Genomic DNA, 21,272 nt, shown 5'->3' with positions numbered 1-21,272 from the left:
TAAATTAATTTTCGTGCACAAACTTTCCAATAACTTTTGTTTTCTGTAAAGTAATAAATGTATTCGATGTTGTTGGCTGTTTGTTATAGGGTATCACTGAGGGAGACATGCAGACACCTGAAGAATACGAGGTGACACTCCGCATCCAAGAGCTGCTGAAAGAACTTAAAAAGCGTAAGGGTTATACCAAAAAAGTGATCAGCCAAAAGCTCGGGATCGGTCTTACCACACTAGACGATTATCTAAATGGAACTAGCTCGTTTCGTTTAGGTACCTTAATTAAACTGTCGGAGCTCTGCCGTATCCGTCTTAGTGATATTTTGGAAGGGGCTGGGCATATGACAAGAACCTTTGAAGAAGAGGCTGAGCGTGAAGGTAATGATAAGCAAAAAACTAAAGATGTTAACTCGCTTGAAGAAAAGTAGCCCTGACATCGATTATATAAAGAATGAACAAGCTTCAACTTACTTAAGTGATAGTAAAGTTTTGAATGATAAATATCTTAATATTGTGGTTGGAGCCTCTGGTGGCTCAAAAGGTGGTGGTCCAGAACCGCAGTCAAGCAGCTCAGACGAATCTACAAGTAATTAAGTAAATCTGTATTTTCTCTGGGTTTGTTTAACAAGCCCTGCTTAATACATGCAGATGTATTTACTTCGTAGCCTGATAGACTTGATATTAATGGAAATATAAAAGTTTTTATAGTTTGGAGTTGTATATGAGGCCTATTTTCGGTTTGGCTGCTGTATGTGTTGGCGCGATACTTACATCAAATGCAATGCTGTCTTATCTGCCGTTGTACCTAAATTTAACAGGTATAGTCATTGCAATCTTTCTAATCACAAAGTTTGCTGGGAACGACTTTAATTTCCAGAGCGTCTCCACCGTTGTAGCTGGGGCATTGGTTCTGGAGCTCTTAGTTCTAACAACTTTTTCACAGTTATTAGAACCAAGCTTTAGCAATTTTCACGCGAATTCGGTGCACTTTGGCGCTCACTTGCTCTTTGACTTCCTTGTTCTCTATTTTATCCAAAATCGTCGTTCTATTATGCTAAAAGTTTATAGTAATGATAAGAGCAAACACTCCGAGATACTTAAAAGTTCTGTTATTGACTCTCCTTTATACGGCGTATTTCTTTTGTTCTGTATTATCGACTTACTATCTTTCATTGAAAACATCGTTAGGAATATGGGAAAACTAGGTGTTGCAGAGGAATTTGCTGCTAAGTTTTGGTCATGGCAATTTTTTTATAACAATTATGAATTATTAAAGGCTGTTTTATTAGGTCTGATGTTTATGACTTTATTTGCTTGTGCATATATCGCCAATAAACAAAGTAAAAGAATGGAAGCACAAGGAGCAGTATAAATCTGCTCCTTTCTATTTTTCCTAACTACTCCTTAAAAAAGCTATCATCGTTTTTGGCCAGCATGGCCTCAATATCCTCAATCATATTTTCTGCCTCTTCAGGCGACATATCGGCATTTTTTAGCGGCGTTGATATCTTATTTGATTCATCTGACCAGTCACCTAAATCAATAAGTTGGCATCGTTTGGAACAAAACGGGCGGTAGGGGCTTTTATCGCCCCATTCCACTGATTTTCGGCAGGTAGGACATTTTACAATTGTTGTCATAGCAGCATTTACTTCATTGCTTTTTCAATGGCCTCAGTCTAAAAGTAGATTGCAGCAGAGTCAATTTAACCAGTATTAAGAGCGCGGGATAAACCCGCGCCTACCAAGAGTTTGAATTGGTGATAAAACCGTTGTAGGAGCTGCTTTACGCAGCGATTTTGCTTTAAAACACCGCGGGGTAAACCCGTTCCTACCAAGATATTGCGTTGGTGAAGAAACGTTGTAGGAGCTGCTTTACGCAGCGATCTTGCTTTAAAACATTGCGGGGTAAACCTGCGCCTACATGGTCATTCGTATGGTTGAAAATCCGGCGTAGGAGCTGGTTTACGCAGCGAACTTGCTTTAAAACATCGCGGGGTAAACCCGCTCCTACCATGTAATTGATATTGGTGAAAACCGATGTAGGCGCTGCTTTACGCAGCGCTAGCGATGTGAAATATCGCGGGGTAAACCCGCTCCTACCATGTAATTGATATTGGTGAAAACTGATGTAGGCGCTGCTTTACGCAGCGAGCTTGTTTTAAAACATCGCGGGATAAACCCGTTACCACCATGTAATTTGTATTGGTGAAAAAATCGATGTAGGCGCTGCTTTACGCAGCGCTTATTAACCTAAAAGCTGGTGACGCGGTTGATTTCCGTTAATGAGGTCACGCCATCTGCGGCCTTTTTGAGACCAGACTGGCGAATATTGGCAAAACCGAGCTTTTGTGCGGCTTCTGCAATTTCTATGGCATTACCACCATCCATAATAAGGTGAGCAATTTCTGGGGTAATTTTCACCACTTCATAAATACCTACACGGCCTTTATAGCCTTCGGTGCAGTGCTCACAGCCTTTAGGGGCAAAGAGCGTCATTGACTTAATTTGCTCCTGGGTAAACCCTTGCTCTATCAAGGCTTCTTCCGGTAGCTCTTCTGGTGTTTTGCATTTAGGGCACAGACGGCGAGCTAGGCGCTGGGCAATGATCAGGCTTACCGAGCTTGCCACGTTGTAGGCTGGCACGCCCATATTCAGCAAGCGCGTTAATGTTTCTGGAGCCGAGTTGGTGTGCAGGGTACTCAACACTAAGTGACCGGTTTGTGCCGCCTTAATGGAGATCTCTGCGGTTTCTAGGTCACGGATCTCACCAACCATTACGATATCGGGGTCTTGTCGCAAAAAGGCTCTTAAGGCGTTAGCAAAGGTCATGTCCGCTTTGGGGTTGATCTGCACCTGGTTAATGCCTTCGAGATTAATTTCCACCGGATCTTCGGCGGTACTAATATTGCGCTCTGGCTGGTTAAGAATATTTAAGCCGGTATAAAGAGACACGGTTTTACCCGAGCCGGTAGGGCCGGTCACTAAGATCATCCCTTGAGGTTGTTCCAGGGCTTCTAAATAAAGCTTTTTCTGCTCTGGCTCGTAACCCAACACATCGATACCGAGCATGGCACTGGAAGAATCGAGAATACGCATTACGATTTTCTCGCCCCACATGGTAGGCAGGGTACTCACACGAAAGTCGATGCTTTTTCGCTCAGAAATTTTCAGCTTTATACGGCCATCTTGGGGTTTACGTTTTTCGGCAATATCTAGGTGCGCCATTACCTTAATTCGAGCCGCTAGGCGGGTAGCCAAAGAATTAGGAGGGCTGGCCATTTCGTGTAATAAGCCATCAATACGAAAGCGTACTCGGTATTTTTTCTCATACGGTTCAAAGTGCAAATCCGACGCGCCTTTTTTAATGGCATCCATTAAAATCTTGTTGATGTAGACGATAATGGGAGCGTCGTCTTTTTCTTCGTTTTGCGCTTGGGGCTTTGGCTCTTCCTCAATATCCATATCAGAAAACTCTTTAAACTCAGCTTCTGAAATAGACAGGCTGCCAGTGGCATCAAGGAGTTGGTCGATTTTTTTCTCAAGTAACTTATGATCGGCAACCAGCACTTCGCATTGAAGGCCGGTGCTAAATTCAAAGTTTTCAAAGGCACCAAAGTCGGTGGGATCCGAGGCGGCAACAAAAATCTTTCGGCCCTTTTTTACCAGCGGTAAAATATGGTGCTTGCGGATCAGCTTTTCTTTCACCAACTCTTTAGGAATTTCAGCAACATTAAACTGCTCAAGGTCAAAGTAGGGGACTTTAAATAAGTCTAAACACTCTTGCGCCAGCTCTTTAGAGCTCATTCCTGAGCTTAAGCAAATTAACTCCGCCGTGGTGTTTGCTTCATTTTGGCGAGCTTTGACTTGCTCTGCGGTTACGCGCCCCAAGGTTATAAATTTACGCAGTAGGGGAGAATGATGCTCCATAATACCTCTTTGCCTTTACACCGAGTGTAATATCAATGTTTATCATTAAGTTGGCGATATGCCAAGTTTGTTAGCGGCTTTTCTGGTTATCGGCCATGCTGGCAAGATCATTATAAAGTATTGCTTTTTGCTTTTGCCAGTGTCTTGAATTTTTTATTTAGTTGCTCAAGCTCCGCCAAGGTTTGTGTCAGTTCACGGTCGTTATTAAGGATGTAATCCGCTTTTTGCTGCTTTTCTTCACGACTCATTTGCGCGGCGATAATGCTCTCGACTTGCGTTTTATCAACGCCATCGCGCGAGCTGGTGCGAGATATTTGCACAGCCACCGGCACATCGACAAGTAAAGTGGCATCACAATATTTTTCTAGACCATTTTCAAACAACAAAGGCGCCGAGAGCACCACGTACTCGCTGTTAGCCTGTTGTAACTGACTAAGTAAACTTTCTCGAATACGCGGGTGGAGTAAGTTATTAAGCCATCGCTTTTTATTGTCGTCGGCAAAAATAAGCTGTCTTAGCTTGGCTCTATTTAAGCCGCCATCGGCTTGAATAACTTGCTCACCAAACTCGGCTTTAATCGCTTCAAGTGCTTCGCTGCCGGGCTCGACCACTTCTCTTGCCACAACATCGGCATCCACAATCACAATACCTTGTTGAGCCAAATAGTCGCTAACGGCGGTTTTGCCGGCGCCAATACCACCGGTGAGCCCTAAAATCCAATTATTTGTTTCTAACATTTGCTTCTACATAATTAAATTGACGTACCAAAGCTGCAACTGCTCACCATACATCAGGGTTATCCAGCCAGCGATGGCCAAGTATGGGCCAAATGGAATAGGGGTAGCTTTGTCTTTGCCTTGTACGCTCAACTGAATTGAACCGATAATGGCGCCCACTAAACTGGAAAGAAGAATAATAGTGAGTATGGCTTGCCAACCCATTAAGGCGCCAAAAATGGCCAGTAACTTAAAGTCGCCATAGCCCATGCCCTCTTTGCCTGTGAGTAACTTAAATAGCCAATATACGCTCCATAAGCTTAAATAGCCCACTGCCGCGCCAATAATGGCAAGCTCAGGTGCAACACCTATGCCCATGGTACTAGCAATAAGCACTAGCCACAGGGTTGGTAGCGTTAGCTGATCTGGCAGTAGCATTTCATCAATATCAATGACCGTTAGAGCAACCAGTATCCAAGTAATCACAATATACAAAAGCGCTTCAGCGGTGGCACCAAAACGCCATGCCACCCAAGTTGATAACACCATGGTGGTGAGCTCTACTAACGGGTAACGCACTGATATGCGCGCTTGGCAGTGTTTGCATTTGCCTTTAAGCAATAGCCAGCTAATTAAAGGAATATTTTGCCAAGCTTTGATGGGCGTTTTACAGCTAGGGCAGTGTGAGCGTGGGGTAACTAAATTAAAGGCTGCTGTTGGTGTGTTTTCAGGGGCGGCTAGTTCGTCTTCAAGTAAAACACGGCATTCACTCTGCCAGTTACTTTTCATCATTTTAGGCAGGCGTAAAATCACCACATTTAAAAAGCTACCAATACACACACTGACTAAGCCCACGGTTAATAACCAGTACCACGTTTGAGTTTGCATTAATTCGATTACATCTTGCATAGGATATTCTTATTTTGATTTTTAGGCGTGTACTTGATTAAAAATGAGTGGAGATACTACCACATTATTTAGTTACAGAGCGCGAGAATACACTCTGCAATTTGTGTTAAACCACTTGCCCCAGTTGGAAAATAGGCAAGTACATGGCAATAATAAGGCCACCGATCAGCACCCCAAGCACTACCATAATCAAGGGTTCAAGAAGGCTCGAAAGGCCATCTACGGCATCGTCCACTTCTTGCTCGTAAATATTTGCCACTTTAGACAGCATGGAATCAATGGCCCCAGACTCTTCACCAATTGACACCATTTGCACCACCATATCGGGGAACACTCGGGTATTATGCATGGCCCAGTGCATTTGATTACCAGCATTTACCTCGGCTTTAATTTCACGAATGGCATTTTTATAAATGACATTACCCGAGGCGCCGGCTGCAGAGTCAAGAGCATCACCCAATGGCACACCTGCAGCAAAGGTGGTAGACAAGGTACGAGCATAACGAGCAACCGCCGCTTTTTTCAATATTTCGCCAATTACCGGAAGCTTTAAAATCATGCGATCATTAAAATGTTTAACGCCGGAGCTTCGTATTAACAGTTCTTTGTAGGTGTAACCAGCAAGGCCAAGGCCTAATACAAACACCCACCAGTATTCTTGCAAAAACTCAGAAATGGCAATGACCATAAGGGTAAAGGCGGGGAGCTCAGCACCAAAGCCTGCAAAAATATCTTGGAATTGCGGTACCACAAAAATAAGTAGAATGGCAGTAACAATCAGCGCCACGGTAAGCACAGCAATGGGGTAGAACATCGCTTTTTTTATTTTGGACTTAAGCGCCTCGGTTTTTTCTTTATACAGGGCAACGCGGTCAAAAATGGTATCCAGCGCACCCGACTGCTCACCTGAATGAACCAGGTCGCAATAAAGTTCATCAAAGTAGCGCGGATAAGCTCGAAGTGATTTGGCCAACGGTTGACCCGCTTTTACTTCGTCAGCAATACTTTCAATAAGCTTAGAAAGGCTTTTATTTTTAATACCACGGGCTAGCATTTCCAGTGTTTGTACTAAAGAAACACCTGCCATCAGCATGGTAGCAATTTGACGTGTGGTGGTGGCGATATCGCCAGAGGTGATTTTTTGCTTACCAGAGAAACTAAATAATGGCTTTGGCTTACGCTTTACCTTTGAAGGAGTAATACCTTGTTTGCGAAGTTGAGCTTTAACCAAAGCAATACTCTGGCCGGTTATTTCACCATCAAGTTTTTTTCCTCGGTTATTAAAGCCAGACCAAACAAAAGTTTCTAAGCTTTTTTGATTCATAATAATTAGTCTAAAAGGCAGCATAGCTGCCTTTATTTGTTAGTTAATGGTTGCTCCACCAGTGCAGTTCTGTGGTGCATGCTCTTGAGCTAAGTCTGTTGTACAAGTCCATTTAAATGTATTGTCATCAATATCCGGAGCAAATCTAACTTTTTTCCCACTTACAGTGCTAGCTACGTTTGAGCCAAATGTATAAAGCAAGACTCCTTCGGCTGATGCAGTCAGTTCTCCGTAAGTACCCGTAGCTGTCAGATCTGTAAGTGATGGTGAAGTAGAATCCGTAGGGTATGAACCGTTTATCTGATGGTACTCGGCGATCGCAGTTTTAGCACTACCAGCTAAAGCTGCGGACTCAGAAGCTTGTGAGCGAGCCACATAATCTTGATACTGAGGCAATGCCACTGCTGCAAGAATACCGATAATTGCAACCACAATCATTAGTTCGATTAGGGTAAAACCACCCTGTTTTCTTTGAGTCATGATGTCTCTCCTAAAATTATAAGTGGCTTAACATAGCAAGGTTACGTTAAGCGTTTATTAAACCATTAGCAATAAAACGTAAGCTGTTTAATCATGAAGTTAGGCTGCGGCTAAAGCCAGTAGGCCTCCTTAGTCACTATTAAAACCAGACTTACTAAAATGTGACCAGTCCCTAATCAACTAAAATAAAGTGTAGCACTAAACTTTTCTTTCAGGTCACTATTAACATTTACTTTAATTGTAACCGCTGAGCTTGGCAATCCAGAATGACTAATAAATCATTGAATAAGTTGTGCAAGCTCAAATAAGCCGATGTTTTTTCTTAACGCCAAAGCATTGCTACTGCGACGAGAAGGAAAGAGAACATTAAAAAGTTGTTACACTCTCATTCTTTTGTCGTATTTAACGTTTTTTATCGCTTTTTGTCAATCAATTAGGGAATATTTCTAGATTACACGGGCTTACACTCAGTGTATTTGCACTAGGGCAAGTTGGCGAGAGGCACAATATAGTTGTACCTCTTTAAGATTTGCTTGATTATTCAAAGCGCATTGATAAGTCGATGCTTTGTAAGTGTTTGGTGAGAGCGCCACTGGAAATAAAGTCCACCCCTGCTTGAGCATAGGTGGTGAGCGTTTCTATGGTCATATTGCCTGACACTTCAAGTTTGGCACGGCCAGCTGTGATTTTCACGGCTTGTTGGATATCGCTAACACTAAAGTTATCCAGCATGATGATGTCGCTGCCAGCATCTAGGGCTTGTTGTAATTCGTCGAGGTTTTCTACTTCCACTTCAACGGGCTTATCAGGGTGGTTGCTGCGAGCTGCACTTACGGCATTGTTGATGCCTCCACAGGCTGCAATGTGGTTTTCTTTGATTAAATACGCATCGAATAAGCCAATGCGGTGGTTAACGCCGCCGCCGCATTTTACTGCATATTTTTGCAGGGCTCGTAAGCCTGGAATGGTTTTACGTGTGTCCAGTAGTTTGGTTTCGGTGCCAGCAAGCATGTCTACGTATTTTGCCGTCGTAGTGGCCGTGCCTGAAAGGCTTTGTACAAAGTTAAGCGCTGTGCGCTCAGCAGTAAGGATAGCTCGTGCAGAGCCGCTTGCCGTAAATAGCCTAGTATTGGCCGCAACCTTATCGCCATCGGCGACTAATACTTCCACCTCAACACTTGGCTCGACTTGGTTAAACACTTCTTCAATTAGCGCTTTACCAACAAAAACGCAGTCTTCTCGGGTGATCACATAGGCATTGGCTTGCTGTTCTTGTGGGATCAGTGCTGCGGTAATATCGCCTTCAGCGGCAGATTGGTAATTAAGGTCTTCATCGAGTGCTTGTTTCACTAATTGCGTTATAAGTGTTTGGTCAATCATGGTGTTGTCTTTTTAGTTGGCTACTGGGGCGAATTTTACGCGGGTTTGCTGTTGAGCACAATTGCTGTGACTGCGGGATTATTTATATTGAGCTGGATGGTGTTTTTGGGTCGTTATTGTAAACTTTTACTATATCGCGGGGTAAACCCGCGCCTACATTCTATGATATTGGCAAAGGCCTGTTGTAGGCGCTGCTTTATGCAGCGCTTTTGGCCATAAATATCGCGGGGTAAACCCGCGCCTTACATTCTACGACATTGGTGAAAGCCTGCTGTAGGCGCAGCTTTATGCAGCGCTAACAAGCCAAAGTGGTTGGAGCAGTGTGCTATGGGGCTGGTACTATGCCTTTGGCGATTTATTTCTCTGTTTATAAGCGCTTAAGTCCATGACAGTGGCTATTTTTTGGTGTTCTTTACCTTTATACTAAAACCAAATTTAGCGCTTGGGACTAATACATTGCATTGGCTTCCTTTTGCAGAGCAAAAAAATTCTCCACATTATGATGCGCGCCCCGAAGGCTGCGCGGTAGACTTGCTGGTGATCCACAATATCTCCTTGCCGGCGGGGTGTTTTGGTACACCTTATATTGATGACCTGTTTATGGGCGTTATCGATTGTCAGGCACACCCTAGTTTTACCGATTTGGCAGGCGTTCGGGTTTCTGCCCATTGTGTTATTCGCCGTGATGGCAGCATTACGCAATATGTGCCTTTTAGCGCACGGGCTTGGCATGCTGGAGTATCTGAATTTCAGGGCCGAACGCGGTGCAATGACTTTGCTATTGGCATTGAGATGGAAGGCACCGACACCTTTGCCTACACCGCGCAGCAGTATCAAAGCTTAGTGCGGGTTACGGCTTGGCTGCAGCAGCACTACCCAACGATTAGCAAAGAGCGTATTGTGGGGCACTGTGATATAGCACCCGGACGCAAAACCGACCCCGGGCCTGCATTTGATTGGCAGCATTACTTCACCTTGTTACAACACCATGAGAGCTAAGCGGCTATGATTTTAATATCCATTATTATTGCACTGATTATTGAACGACTTGGCGCCAAAGCAAACTATTGGCAAATCGAGCATTACTTACAAGGCTATTTAGCCAACACTCAATCCATGGTGGCTAAAAAGGGGATATTAGGGTCGCCTTTAGGTACCATGTTTTGGCTGGTGTTACCTGCCTTGGCGATAGCGCTTATTTATAGCATCAGTGATTTTGTGTTTTGGCAGTTTGCCGTCAATATTACGGTGTTGTTGGTGTGCTTTGGCTGCGCCAAGTATCGTAAACTGTATAAAGGTTACCTTAATGCTCTTACTCGTGGTGATAACGAAGCGGCTACCCTGTACGCGCTGCAAATGGGCCAAGATAAGCTAGAAAACGAACCCGGTGGTGAGACCTTTGGTCAAACCTTGGCATGGATTAACTTTCAGCATTATTGCGGCGTGATTTTCTGGTTTGTCGCCCTTGGCGCTCCGGGGGCGGTGCTGTATGCCATGGTAAGGCAAATCGTGCATTGGCAACAAGAGCAAGAGCAGCCAGCATTTAGCCACCTAGCAGAGCAATTTTGCCGCTTGTTTTATTGGTTAAACTGGTTGCCAGCCAGAATAGCTAGCTTCGGCTTTTTAATCATCGGAAACTTTTCTAATGGCACTTCGTGTTGGCTGAAGTATGCCTTTGATTTTAAAACCACAAACCGTAAAGTGGTCACCAGTACCGCATTGGCGGCGGAGCAGATAGAGCAACAATTTCTTGGTTGCACCTTTGAAGCCAGCTGTATGATGCGTTTAGTAAAACGCAACATTTTGTTTTATTTGGTGATTATTGCCGTGCTGACGCTATTTGGTTGGGTGGCGTAAAGCCGTATGTGCCATGGAGGCTAACCCTTATAATTAGCCTCAAGCCAGTCTTGTTTTCGCTGCGCCATGTCTTCCACTAGAATGTCTTCGACTTTCATGTTGCTGGCAATGTAATCACTGACGTCGACCAAATCGCACACTCCAGTAATGGCCCACAACGCCTCTTCTAAATCTTTTGCCTTGTGAATGGCATAATGGCTGATGTATTTCAGTTCATTGGCTAGGTAGTCCATATCTGGACGACCCGTCTTTGACACATAGAGCTGATAAACAAACAAAATATCTCGACGCATGGCTTTTTTAGCAAACAAATACAAGCTATCGAGCGACTCGCCATCGGCAATAACTTGCGCTTTGATTGCCTCATGTTGATCGCTCTTTTGCGGGTCGAAGCGAATAAACAAAAAATACTTTAATGGTTTATCTTGTCGCGATTGCCCTTTAAGCACTTCGGTTAACTTCTCTTCGACAAAGCGCTCAGGGAAAATTGCTTTAGCATCCAAAGTGTTGTCGTTATTTTTACTAAAAGAATGCAAAACCTGATGCAAAGAAGAAGGGTAGAGCCCTTGGCCAATGGCACCAACGGTATTGTGGGCGGTTTCCTTGTGTAAATACAGTGGGAATTGGCACACCGACTTAGTAACCATATTACGCAGTGCCGTCGATAACCCTGGGATTTTGGGGGCTTCTTCACACGGAACCAGTTTATTCTTATTGTTATCAATCAATACTTTAAAGAACGAAACCGCACTGTGATCCATATCGCCAATTTTTTGCACTTTTAAGTTGATAATGGTCTTGGCTTTATTCACTGCCATGACTTCATAACGCAAATTGGTTAGGTCATGCTTTTTCGTGAGCCGCTGCAAATCTACTAAATCTAAATGAATTGTATCGCCTTTGCTAATGTCCACTGGCTCATTGCACTCGACTTGCAGGCCCATCACCGAAAAGTCTCGGGTCTTGCCACTAAAGCTACCTAAGCCATCAATGTGCACGGTGACATGGGTTTTGTATAAATAGCGTCGATGTGCTCTTAAGTTAACATACTCTAACGCCACCCGCTCAATGGCGGGTGGGTTGGTGGCCTTGCCATGACCAAACTTCTTTAGTTGGTTTACTAGTGATGGCTCATAGCTTAGCTCTTGATATTGCTCGGTAACATAATTGCAGGTGATGTCGGTAAGGAGCATCAGGTATTTTACATCCTGAATAAAGCCTTGTACCCGAGGCGTGGGGCGCTTATTGAGCTTTTCTATACTTTTACCTGCACTTGCTGGCAGCGAAAGTGGGATAAAGGCGTCTTCATGGTGGCTGGGCATAAGTTGTACTTTAAAGCTGCGCCAGCTGTCTTTTTTGCTGCCAAAGGCAAAGAACAGCGCACGAAGTTGCTGCATCTCTTCAAGATCGTGCTCAAGCGCTGAGTAAAAGTAAATTTTGCCACCACTTGAGTGGGTAAATACATGGCAAACGGCTTCTTTAACGGCATTAGGCTGTGCAATGAGCTTTTGTAAGCGCTTATGATTAAATACCGAATACAAACAAGAGTGCTTTTTCTCATCCTCAAAGTAGTAGCTCACTGGCGCATTGTTTTCATTGGTTAATACCATCGTCGGTAGTAGCGCTTTTTGTTTTTCGCTAATAAAAACAAATAATGAACACACTCGCGGCAAGTAGTATTGTTCGTAGCCTTTACAAATTACCGCATCGAGGGTGTTATCTAAGTTGACTTTGTAACGCCGCTTATTGCCGTGAATAAAGCTATTTAGGAAGTCATCAAAGCCTGGATTTTTCTCAACAAAGGTGCGCTTAAGGCGTACATGGTTATAATCGGCCGTGCCTTTTTCAACGGCCACCACTTCGTATTGAATGCCTTCTTTTAATCCCAGTTCAAAATCTTGCTCAAGCCCTACTAAGCGAATGGAGATTACTTGCCCTGGAGTCACTTTTTGGTTGACTGGCAACTTGATTTTAGCGCCGCTAAGGGAAATATCTGACGTGGTTGCGGCAACTTTGGGGCTATTTTTTGCCAGTTCGACGGTGATCTTTATGGAGTAATTCATTCGCTCTTCAGAGCGGCTCTCATACGAGGCAAAGCGAACCAGCTTAGTGTAGTTATGGTTATCGGCTTGTTGTTCTTGCTCTTGTTCACGCACCTGAGCTTGGCGCTTCATTACTTTGTAGTTATTTTCGGTGTTCATAACGGCTTCGTATACCGCTAAGGTATAGCCGCCATGCTTTGCCACTTCGCGTTCAAACACCCCAATGGCGACATCGTCCATAAAGTGCTGTTTGCCATCGTATTCGTAGGGTTTTACTTGGCCTGACACTTGACCGCGCAAGTCAATAAAACGCGCCACAGGCTGCGACAGCCGCGACATTTCCATTTTTAATAGGAATTGGTCGGGCTTTGAAAGGTCCGCGGTACGTTGCTTAAATATGCGCTCAAAAGCAGGATCGCCAAGGTCCTGTTTTAAATCGTCTATCAAGCGTTGATATTTTTGTAATCTATCTTCAGGCATAAACGGTTTTTATAGCACTCTTTTTATTCAACCCGTTGGGTCACCGCCAATATTATGTCAACATTGGCGCTTAATTAGTTTATTCTTAACCTATTGTGTTGGTTAAGCAAGATATATACCTGTAATTTATGGCAAAAAAGAAAACAGCATTTGTATGCAGTGATTGTGGAGCGGAATTCGCCCGTTGGCAAGGGCAATGTTCTGAATGTAAAGCCTGGAACACGGTCACAGAGTTTCGTGTACCTTCAGTGAAAACAGCTCCTCAGGGCGGTTCCACCTCTGGATACGCCGGTTTGGTCGAGGCAAAAGTGCAAACCCTGGATGAAGTTAACCTTGAGCAATTGCCGCGATTTTCTACTGGCTTTAAAGAGTTTGACCGCGTGTTAGGCGGCGGCGTTGTCCCAGGAAGCGCAATACTCATCGGTGGTAGCCCAGGTGCTGGTAAAAGTACGGTATTACTACAAACCATGTGCCGCTTGGCTGAAACCATGGGCACTTTATACGTTACCGGTGAAGAATCGCTGCAGCAGGTGGCCATGCGCGCCAATCGCTTAGGCTTGCCAACCAATAAGTTAAAAACACTAGCCGAAACCAACGTCGAAAGCATTTGTCAGTTGGCATTGCGGGAAAAGCCCAGCATTATGGTGATTGACTCCATTCAAGTGATGCACATGAGCGATATCCAGTCGGCGCCAGGAAGTGTGTCTCAAGTACGTGAAAGTGCAGCGTATTTAACGCGCTTTGCCAAGCAAAACCAAGTCGCCATTATTATGGTTGGTCACGTAACGAAAGATGGTACCTTAGCAGGGCCAAAAGTACTGGAGCACTGTATTGACTGTTCTATTTTATTGGAAGGCAGTACCGACAGCCGTTTTCGTACCTTGAGAGGGAATAAAAACCGCTTTGGCGCGGTGAACGAGCTAGGGGTGTTTGCCATGACAGGGCAGGGCCTTAAAGAAGTGAGCAACCCATCGGCTATCTTCCTTAATCGCGGCGAGGCACAAACGCCTGGTTCATTAGTGATGGTGATCTGGGAAGGCACACGACCCTTATTGGTAGAGGTGCAGGCGCTGGTGGACTATTCGCAACTGGCTAACCCAAGAAGGGTGACGGTGGGGTTAGAGCAAAACCGCTTAGCCATGCTGCTGGCGGTGTTACATCGCCATGGCGGCTTACAAGTGTCGGATCAAGACGTATTTGTTAACGTGGTTGGCGGGGTAAAAGTATCTGAAACCAGTGCCGACTTAGCGTTAATCGCGGCGTTAGTATCGAGTTTTAAAAACCAAGCACTCGATAGACAACTCGTGGTGTTTGGCGAAGTCGGCCTCGGCGGTGAAATACGCCCGGTACCCAGTGGCCAAGAGCGTTTAAGAGAGGCCTCAAAACATGGCTTTACGCGAGCTATTGTACCTAAGGCCAATAAACCAAAAGAATCAATTGAAGGGATGGAAATTGTTGCTGTCTCAAGTCTCAGTGAAGCACTCGAGGCGCTTTTTTAAATAACGGAGTACGATTATGAATAAAGCCACCCTAGGTGTTGCTATTGTTGCTGTAGCGGGAGCTGCTTATGTTGGTGCGAACTACTATGCCAATCAACAAGTGGATCAGCAAGTGGCCAAGCAAGTGAGCAATTTTGAGCAAGACACCGGCTTTCAGGTGAGCTACGCAGAGAGCTCGGTTGATTTATTTACCAGTGCGGTAGAGGTCAGCGAGATTACCGTGACCGATCCTAACAATAGCAGTGAGCTCTTTACTGTAGATAAGGTGCATGTGGTGGGCTACGAGCCAGATAAGATCAGCCCCTATACTGAATTTGACTTAATGGGCTTAAAGCTATCGGATCAAGCAGCAGCAATGGCTGATAGTGTTTCACCTGAGCTGATGCAAGCGACCTACAACATTAATACCAGTTTGTCTTTTGATGAGCAAAGTGGCGACAGTGAGTTTAAGTTTGCCACCACCGCCGGTGATATTTTATCTACCTCAATGGACGTGGCCTTGGGTAACAGTGAAGCATTAATGACCGCTTCCCTTGAAGCGTCAAAAATGCCAGCAGAGCAAATGACCATGGAGCAGGAGCTGCAACTGCAAACCAAAATGATGCAAGCCATGCAATCTTTGGAGTTACAGTCATTTCATTTTACTGTTAACAACCAAGGCAAATTAGCTGAGCTATTAGAGGGAGAGTTGGCGCAGCAAGGCATGTCGAAAGCGGATTTTGAAGCAGCCCTAGAGCAACAATTTAACGCCATGATGTTGCCTGAAGAAATCAAAACGGCGTTTAAAGACTTCGCAGCAGGCATGCAGTCGTTAAACGTTTCCATCACCGCCAAAGAAAAACAAAGTGTCATGGCTCTAGGGCAACAGCTTGCCATGGGCATGCAAAGTAACCCTGAAATGCTTTCAGAGCTATTAGAAATAGAAGCCAGCGGTAAGTAATAAGCAGCGCCTACATCGTTTTTTACCACCATAAACTTCGGGTAGGCGCGGGTTCACCTCGCGATGTTTCACATCGCAAGCGCTGCATAAAGCAGCGCCTACGTCGTTTTTACCACATAATCTACAGGGTCAGAGCGGGTTCACCCCGCGAGCTTTTCAACAACCTCGCCGCGTAAAACGCCTCCTACAAAGCAGGTGCTATTCTTCTGGTAGGAGCGGGTTTACCCCGCGAGCTTTTCAGCAACCTCGCCGCATAAAGCGCCTCCTACAAAACGGGTGTGTTTGTTTCAGGTAGGAGCGGGTTCACCCCGCGAGCTTTTCAACAATCTCGGCGCATAAAGCGCCTCCTACAAAGCAGGTGCTATTCTTCTGGTAGGAGCGGGTTTACCCCGCGAGCTTTTCAGCAACCTCGCCGCATAAAGCGCCTCCTAAATAATGGGTGGTTTGTTTTTGGTAGGAGCGGGTTTACCCCGCGAGCCTTTCACAATCTCGGCGCATAAAGTGCCTCCTACAAAAAAAGTGCTATTTTTCTGGTAGGAGCGGGTTTATCCCGCGATCTTTTTACAATCTCGGCGCGTAAAGCGCCTCCTACAAAGCAGGTGGTTTGTTTTTGGTAGGCGCGGGTTTACCCCGCGATGTTTAAGAGCATAATCACTGTGCTTAACTGCTCTTAAAGCGCGTATTGAAATGTAAAAAAACAAGGAAAAGGTATCGGTTATCTTCGGGACTAAACTGAATCTATAGCAAAAAATATTGTAATACGGCCACTGGCTATGTGACTGCAAAAAGAAAAGTTGTTCCCCGGCTTCGCGGATGCCGATGTCAGCCCTTGAACCCTGAGGTTCAAGGCGGAAAGCAACAGCCTACCGTAGGCTTCTCGGTGCATGCCGAGCTTGCTCAATAGTAGGCAAACTGCCATCCTAAACAAAATTTATCGGCTCAGGGACTTAATCAGCTGTCCTACGAGCTAGGGAACAATTACAGTATATAAAACATCTGGCGATCACGAAACCATAGTCAGCGAATTTCTCGACTAAGCGGGTGGTTTTTACCCGTATCGTGCAGTCACTAAACAATTATTCAAAAATGGTTTATTTTTCCATTGGGCTACAGTAAGCCATAATAAAAGCAGTGGTATTATCGAGTCAGCCATAAAACTCAGCAAATCCTCGTCCACCTTGATACCAATCATACAATTCGTTGGAGTTGCCTTGGCTGCAGTGGTAGCATTGTAGTATCAACTGCTTGGGAAAGTATCATGAGCGAATTCAAAGACTATCAGCAAACTCAGCTGCTCCTAGAACAACACGAAATATTTATCGCCCCAGCCGAAGTACATGGCACCATTTCGGGGCTATTAGCCTGCGGCCTTAACATTGAAGATGCCGAATACCTAGGCTTATTAAGCGATGTTTTTAACGACGGCCAGGCGTTCCCGAGTGCCATCAAATCAATGTGTATCGACTTGTACAAACAAGTGGCTGAACACTTTAATGATGGCGAATTTCAGTTTGAACTGTTTTTACCGCCTGAAGATGAGTCATTGCACGACCAAGCCAATGCCTTAATCTCATGGGTGGCAGGCTTTTTACTGGGCTTTGGCTTAAAGCAAAAAGACTATGGTAAATTGTCTGCAGACGTCAAAGAAGTGATTAACGACTTTAGTGAAATCACCAAACTAGACACGACTTTCGACGACAGCGAAGAAGACAAAGAAGCGTTACATGAAGTAATTGAATATGTGCGTGTTTCTGTGCTGCTTTGTTTTGCTGAAATGGGTAAAGACACGCAACCCACCACCACTTCAAAAACCATACACTAATTATGATTAACAACAGTGAATTTGTCGCGCGTCGAGCGCGTTTAATGGCCAACTTAGATAATAACGCTGTGGCAATTATTCCGGCTGCCGTGGAGCTTACCCGTAGCCGTGATACCGAGTTTCCGTTTCGCCAAGACAGTGACTTCTTTTACCTAACCGGATTTAAAGAGCCTGATGCGGTGCTGGTGTTAAACAAAGACCGTGACGGCCATACTCAATCAACATTATTTTGCCGCAACAAAGACAAAGTGGCGGAAATTTGGCATGGCCGCCGCATGGGATTTGAGCAAGCCAAAAGCCAACTGCAGCTCGACCAAACCTATGCCTTAACCGAGCTCGATGAACAGCTCCGGGAGTTGGTGAATGGCCGCAAAGTGTTGTTTTATGGCCAAGGCACCTATCCCGCATTCGATGACAAAGTGTGGCAGTTGCTAAATACCTTACGTAGCGCTCCTAAGCGTGGTTACCGAGCGCCGGAAATCATCAAAGATATTCGCCCCCTTGTACACGAAATGCGCGTGTTTAAATCGCCAGCTGAAATCGAGGTAATGAGAAAGGCAGGTGAGATCAGCGCCGAGGCGCATAAACGAGCGATGCGCTTTGCTAAACCCGGAGCCACGGAATATCAACTCGAAGCCGAGTTACACCATCATTACGCCATGAATGGCGCAAGGCATCCGGCATACGGCACCATTGTTGGTGGCGGCATCAATGCCACCATTTTGCACTACACCGACAACTGCGATGATCTAAAAGACGGCGATTTAGTATTAATAGATTCTGGTTGTGAGCTGGAAGGGTATGCGGCAGATATCACCCGAACCTTTCCAGTAAATGGTAAGTTTAGTGAGCCGCAACAGCGAATTTATAACCTAGTGTTAGAGGCTCAAGCCGCGGCATTTGCAGAAGTAAAACCCGGAGGCACGCTCGTTAAAGCCAATAAAGCGGCCATGACAGTGCTGACCCAAGGGTTAGTGGATTTAGAAATATTATCTGGCGAGGTTGATGAGCTGGTGGAAGCGCAAGCGTGTAAAGCGTTTTACATGCATGGCTTAGGTCATTGGCTTGGTTTGGATGTCCACGATGTTGGCGAGTATAAACTTGATGAAGCCGACAGAGCGTTTGAGCCCGGCATGGTGTTAACCATAGAACCCGGTTTATATTTCGATGAAGACGCCCAAGTGCCTGAACAATATAAAGGCATTGGCATTCGCATTGAAGACGATCTGTTAGTGACGGAGTCGGGATATGACAACCTCACCGAATCGGTGCCAAAAACCATCGCAGAAATAGAAGCATTAATGAATAGCTAGTGAGCAAGTAGCGTGCAACAGTTTGATGTCGTCGTAATTGGCGGAGGGATGGCAGGAGCCAGCGCCGCCATTAGCATAAAAAAAGCTGCGCCAGAGGCACAAGTGGCGGTGGTTGAGGCCTATGCGCCAAAAGGCAAACAACACCCCAGTTTTGATGATCGCAGTATTGCGCTGGCCGCGCAGTCGGTGGCGTTTTTACAGCAACAGCAATTATTTAATCGCGATTGGCAATTTGCAGAGCCGATCACCCAAGTGCATGTGTCAGACCGTGGCCACTTTGGCAAAACCTGGATTAAACCAGAAGATTATGGCCAACAAGCACTGGGTTATGTGGTTGAAGTAAACCCCTATGGCGCCTTTTTACATCAGCAACTACAAAGCCACGACATTACTTTGTTTTGCCCGCAGCAAGTGAGCGAGTTACAGCAACACCTTGAACAAGTAACCCTAACGCTCGATGACGGCACTCAGCTCAGCACTAGTTTATTAGTGGTTGCCGACGGTGCGCAGTCGCCCACTCGAAGTAAGTTGAATATAGGCTTTGACAGCCTCAGTTACGAGCAAGGCGCTTTAATTGCCAATGTTGAAGTGGCTGCACCCCATCAAGGTCATGCCTTTGAACGCTTTACCGAGCAAGGGCCCATGGCGCTTCTGCCAATGAGTGACAATCGCTATTCTTTAGTGTGGTGCATGGATAATGAGTGCCTCAGCGACTACGCCGCCTTGCCTGCGGAGCAATTTATCAGCCGGCTGCAGCAAGCGTTTGGTTATCGAGCTGGGCAATTTATACAAGTGGGCATGCGTGCAACCTACCCATTGGTGCTTGGCCGTGTAGAGCAGCTTAGCCATCATCGCGTAGTAATCATCGGTAATGCCGCTCATGCCATTCATCCCATTGCCGGGCAGGGCTTTAATTTAGGGCTGCGAGATATTCAAGTTTTGGTCTCACAATGTCAGGCATTTAGCACGGCGCAGTGGGGCAGTCATCAATTTACGCGTGCTTATCAACTGGCACGAGAGCAAGATATCAATACGGTAATGACATTAACCGATGCTCTCGTGCGATTATTTTCTAACTCATCGCGAAGCTTGGCTTTGGGTCGCAGTGTTGGCCTGTTAACCATGGCGTTATCAAAAACAGCCAGAGCACCATTAGCCAAACAATTGATGGGATATAACGGTTAAGGAATTAGCATGCAACAAGTGCAAGTATGTATTGTAGGTGGTGGTTGTATTGGCCTGACTTTAGCGTTAGGGCTGGCACAACAAGATATTTCGGTAATGGTCATCGATAGTGGCGATAAACCAGAGCCATTGGCAAGCGATTACAGCGCCAGAGTCAGTGCGATCAGTGCTACCAGTCAGGCGTTGTTTGAGCAGCTCGACGTCTGGCAAGCCATTGTGTCACAGCGAGCAACGCCATACACCCATATGGATGTGCGTGATAAAGACAGCTTTGGTAAAATTGCTTTCGACAGCCACGATCTGGACTTGCCAGAGCTTGGCCACATTATTGAAAACGATGCCATTCGCTATGCGTTACTTGGCAAACTTGAAGCAGAGCCGAAAGCAACCCTGTTGTGGAATAGCAAATACAAAAGCTTGCACCAAGGCGACAGCGAAGCGCTGATCACGCTAGCAAATGGTGAGCCGGTAATGGCGAAGTTAGTGGTTGCCGCAGACGGAGCCCGCTCTGCCATTCGCCAGCAGTGTAATATGCCGATCACCTATTGGGGTTACGACCACCATGCTCTAGTGGCCACAGTAAAAACCCAAGAGCCGCATCAAGCTACGGCCAGACAAGTATTCTTACCCGACGGCCCGCTGGCATTTTTGCCGCTCAATGAACCACATTACCACTCCATTGTGTGGTCAACGGCCCCAGAGCGTGCCGCTGAGCTTAAAGCCATGGATGAAGCTGAGTTCAACAAAGCGTTAAGTGCTGCCATTGATACGCAATGTGGTGTGTGCGAAGTCATTGGAGAGCGCCATGTGTTTCCACTCACCATGCGCTACGCCAAACAATGGCTGCAAGGCAAAATCGTCTTGATGGGCGACGCCGCTCATACCATTCACCCATTGGCAGGCCTTGGCATGAACCTAGGGCTGAAAGACGCTGCCACTCTCATCGAGCTGTTAAGCAAAGCAGACAAAGAGTTTGCCAGTCACAAAATCTTGCGCCAATATGAGCGCAGCAGAAAAGCCGATGCCCAAAAGCATATCGCCATGATGCAAGGGCTAAAAGAACTCTTTGCCGGCAACAACCCGCTGAAAAAGCTGGTTCGCGGCATAGGACTCAGCATGGTCGACAACCTCGGCCCAATCAAACACCTCTTCGCCAAAGAAGCCATCGGCGGGAAATAAAACATCGCCGCGTAAAGCGCCTCCCACAAAACAGGTGCTATTTTTCTGGTAGGAGCGGGTTTATCCCGCGATCTTTTTACAATCTCGCCGCGTAAAGCACCGCCTACAAAGGTGGTGGTTTTGTTTCAGGTAGGAGCGGGTTTATCCTGCGATCTTTTTACAATCTCGGCGCATAAAGCGCCTCCTACAAAGCAGGTGGTTTTGTTTCAGGTAGGAGCGG

Annotated in this window: 18 protein-coding genes and 1 other RNA gene; 10 read left to right on the top strand and 9 right to left on the bottom strand. The window is 45.7% G+C overall.

Going from position 1 to position 21,272, the window contains the following annotated elements:
* Positions 1-107 precede the first annotated feature (107 nt).
* The gene (locus R3P39_RS09855; protein ID WP_336567220.1) at positions 108-425 is read left to right on the top strand and encodes a helix-turn-helix domain-containing protein; all 318 of its coding nucleotides are present in this window, start codon (positions 108-110) and stop codon (positions 423-425) included.
* Positions 426-718: 293 nt separating this feature from the next.
* Positions 719-1,369 (top strand): hypothetical protein, encoded by a 651-nt coding sequence (locus tag R3P39_RS09850; RefSeq protein WP_336567219.1) that lies wholly within the window; start codon positions 719-721, stop codon positions 1,367-1,369.
* Positions 1,370-1,394: 25 nt separating this feature from the next.
* On the opposite strand, the gene yacG is transcribed toward R3P39_RS09850, so the two are convergent.
* The 7 genes from yacG to nadC form a co-directional block, all read right to left on the bottom strand.
* Positions 1,395-1,637 (bottom strand): DNA gyrase inhibitor YacG, encoded by a 243-nt coding sequence (gene yacG / locus R3P39_RS09845; RefSeq protein WP_336567218.1) that lies wholly within the window; start codon positions 1,635-1,637, stop codon positions 1,395-1,397.
* Positions 1,638-2,249: 612 nt separating this feature from the next.
* A complete protein-coding gene (pilB, locus tag R3P39_RS09840; protein ID WP_336567217.1) occupies positions 2,250-3,926 on the bottom strand; it encodes a type IV-A pilus assembly ATPase PilB in 1,677 nt (558 codons plus the stop codon).
* Positions 3,927-4,036: 110 nt separating this feature from the next.
* Positions 4,037-4,663 carry a dephospho-CoA kinase gene (gene coaE / locus R3P39_RS09835; protein WP_336567215.1) on the bottom strand — a complete coding sequence of 209 codons (627 nt, stop codon included), beginning with the start codon at positions 4,661-4,663 and terminating at the stop codon, positions 4,037-4,039.
* A gap of 6 nt (positions 4,664-4,669) precedes the next feature.
* Positions 4,670-5,551: a prepilin peptidase gene (locus R3P39_RS09830; RefSeq protein WP_336567213.1), complete on the bottom strand. Its 882-nt coding sequence runs from the start codon at positions 5,549-5,551 to the stop codon at positions 4,670-4,672.
* Positions 5,552-5,657: 106 nt separating this feature from the next.
* A complete protein-coding gene (locus R3P39_RS09825) occupies positions 5,658-6,875 on the bottom strand; it encodes a type II secretion system F family protein (protein ID WP_336567211.1) in 1,218 nt (405 codons plus the stop codon).
* A 39-nt stretch (positions 6,876-6,914) separates the two neighbouring features.
* Positions 6,915-7,355: a pilin gene (locus tag R3P39_RS09820; RefSeq protein ID WP_336567210.1), complete on the bottom strand. Its 441-nt coding sequence runs from the start codon at positions 7,353-7,355 to the stop codon at positions 6,915-6,917.
* Between the two features lie 537 nt (positions 7,356-7,892).
* A complete protein-coding gene (nadC, locus tag R3P39_RS09815) occupies positions 7,893-8,735 on the bottom strand; it encodes a carboxylating nicotinate-nucleotide diphosphorylase (protein ID WP_336567208.1) in 843 nt (280 codons plus the stop codon).
* 456 nt (positions 8,736-9,191) lie between these two features.
* On the opposite strand from nadC, the gene ampD reads away from it, so the two are divergent.
* Together ampD and ampE are read left to right on the top strand one after the other, a co-directional pair.
* Positions 9,192-9,734, top strand: a complete 543-nt coding sequence (ampD, locus tag R3P39_RS09810) for a 1,6-anhydro-N-acetylmuramyl-L-alanine amidase AmpD (protein WP_336567207.1) — start codon at positions 9,192-9,194, stop codon at positions 9,732-9,734.
* 6 nt (positions 9,735-9,740) lie between these two features.
* On the top strand, positions 9,741-10,592 hold the full coding sequence (gene ampE, locus R3P39_RS09805) for a beta-lactamase regulator AmpE (protein ID WP_336567204.1): 852 nt from the start codon (positions 9,741-9,743) through the stop codon (positions 10,590-10,592).
* 20 nt (positions 10,593-10,612) lie between these two features.
* On the opposite strand, the gene R3P39_RS09800 is transcribed toward ampE, so the two are convergent.
* Positions 10,613-13,114 carry a PilZ domain-containing protein gene (locus tag R3P39_RS09800; RefSeq protein WP_336567203.1) on the bottom strand — a complete coding sequence of 834 codons (2,502 nt, stop codon included), beginning with the start codon at positions 13,112-13,114 and terminating at the stop codon, positions 10,613-10,615.
* 128 nt (positions 13,115-13,242) lie between these two features.
* Between R3P39_RS09800 and radA the strand changes: the two genes are divergently transcribed.
* Positions 13,243-14,613 carry a DNA repair protein RadA gene (gene radA, locus R3P39_RS09795; RefSeq protein WP_336567202.1) on the top strand — a complete coding sequence of 457 codons (1,371 nt, stop codon included), beginning with the start codon at positions 13,243-13,245 and terminating at the stop codon, positions 14,611-14,613.
* A gap of 16 nt (positions 14,614-14,629) precedes the next feature.
* Complete coding sequence (locus R3P39_RS09790) at positions 14,630-15,553, top strand: DUF945 family protein (RefSeq protein ID WP_336567200.1); 924 nt, start codon at positions 14,630-14,632, stop codon at positions 15,551-15,553.
* Between the two features lie 794 nt (positions 15,554-16,347).
* On the opposite strand, the gene ssrS is transcribed toward R3P39_RS09790, so the two are convergent.
* A non-coding RNA gene (gene ssrS, locus R3P39_RS09785) (6S RNA) lies at positions 16,348-16,530 on the bottom strand.
* 281 nt (positions 16,531-16,811) lie between these two features.
* Between ssrS and R3P39_RS09780 the strand changes: the two genes are divergently transcribed.
* Genes R3P39_RS09780 through R3P39_RS09765 form a run of 4 tightly spaced genes read left to right on the top strand, consistent with a single transcriptional unit; the run spans position 16,812 to position 21,052 of the window.
* Positions 16,812-17,375, top strand: coding sequence for a UPF0149 family protein (locus R3P39_RS09780; protein WP_336567198.1), 564 nt, complete (start codon positions 16,812-16,814; stop codon positions 17,373-17,375).
* 2 nt (positions 17,376-17,377) lie between these two features.
* On the top strand, positions 17,378-18,688 hold the full coding sequence (gene pepP / locus R3P39_RS09775) for a Xaa-Pro aminopeptidase (protein ID WP_336567197.1): 1,311 nt from the start codon (positions 17,378-17,380) through the stop codon (positions 18,686-18,688).
* Between the two features lie 12 nt (positions 18,689-18,700).
* Positions 18,701-19,873: a 2-octaprenyl-6-methoxyphenyl hydroxylase gene (gene ubiH / locus R3P39_RS09770; RefSeq protein ID WP_336567196.1), complete on the top strand. Its 1,173-nt coding sequence runs from the start codon at positions 18,701-18,703 to the stop codon at positions 19,871-19,873.
* A 9-nt stretch (positions 19,874-19,882) separates the two neighbouring features.
* Entirely contained in the window at positions 19,883-21,052 is a 1,170-nt protein-coding gene (locus R3P39_RS09765) for an FAD-dependent monooxygenase (protein WP_336567195.1), read from the top strand.
* Positions 21,053-21,272: the final 220 nt, after the last annotated feature.

The sequence above is a fragment of the Pseudoalteromonas sp. UG3-2 genome, from assembly GCF_037120705.1.
In the GTDB taxonomy this organism is placed as follows: domain Bacteria; phylum Pseudomonadota; class Gammaproteobacteria; order Enterobacterales; family Alteromonadaceae; genus Pseudoalteromonas.
Note: the sequence above shows the minus strand (reverse complement) of the source record. Positions and strands in the feature narration are given on the sequence as shown.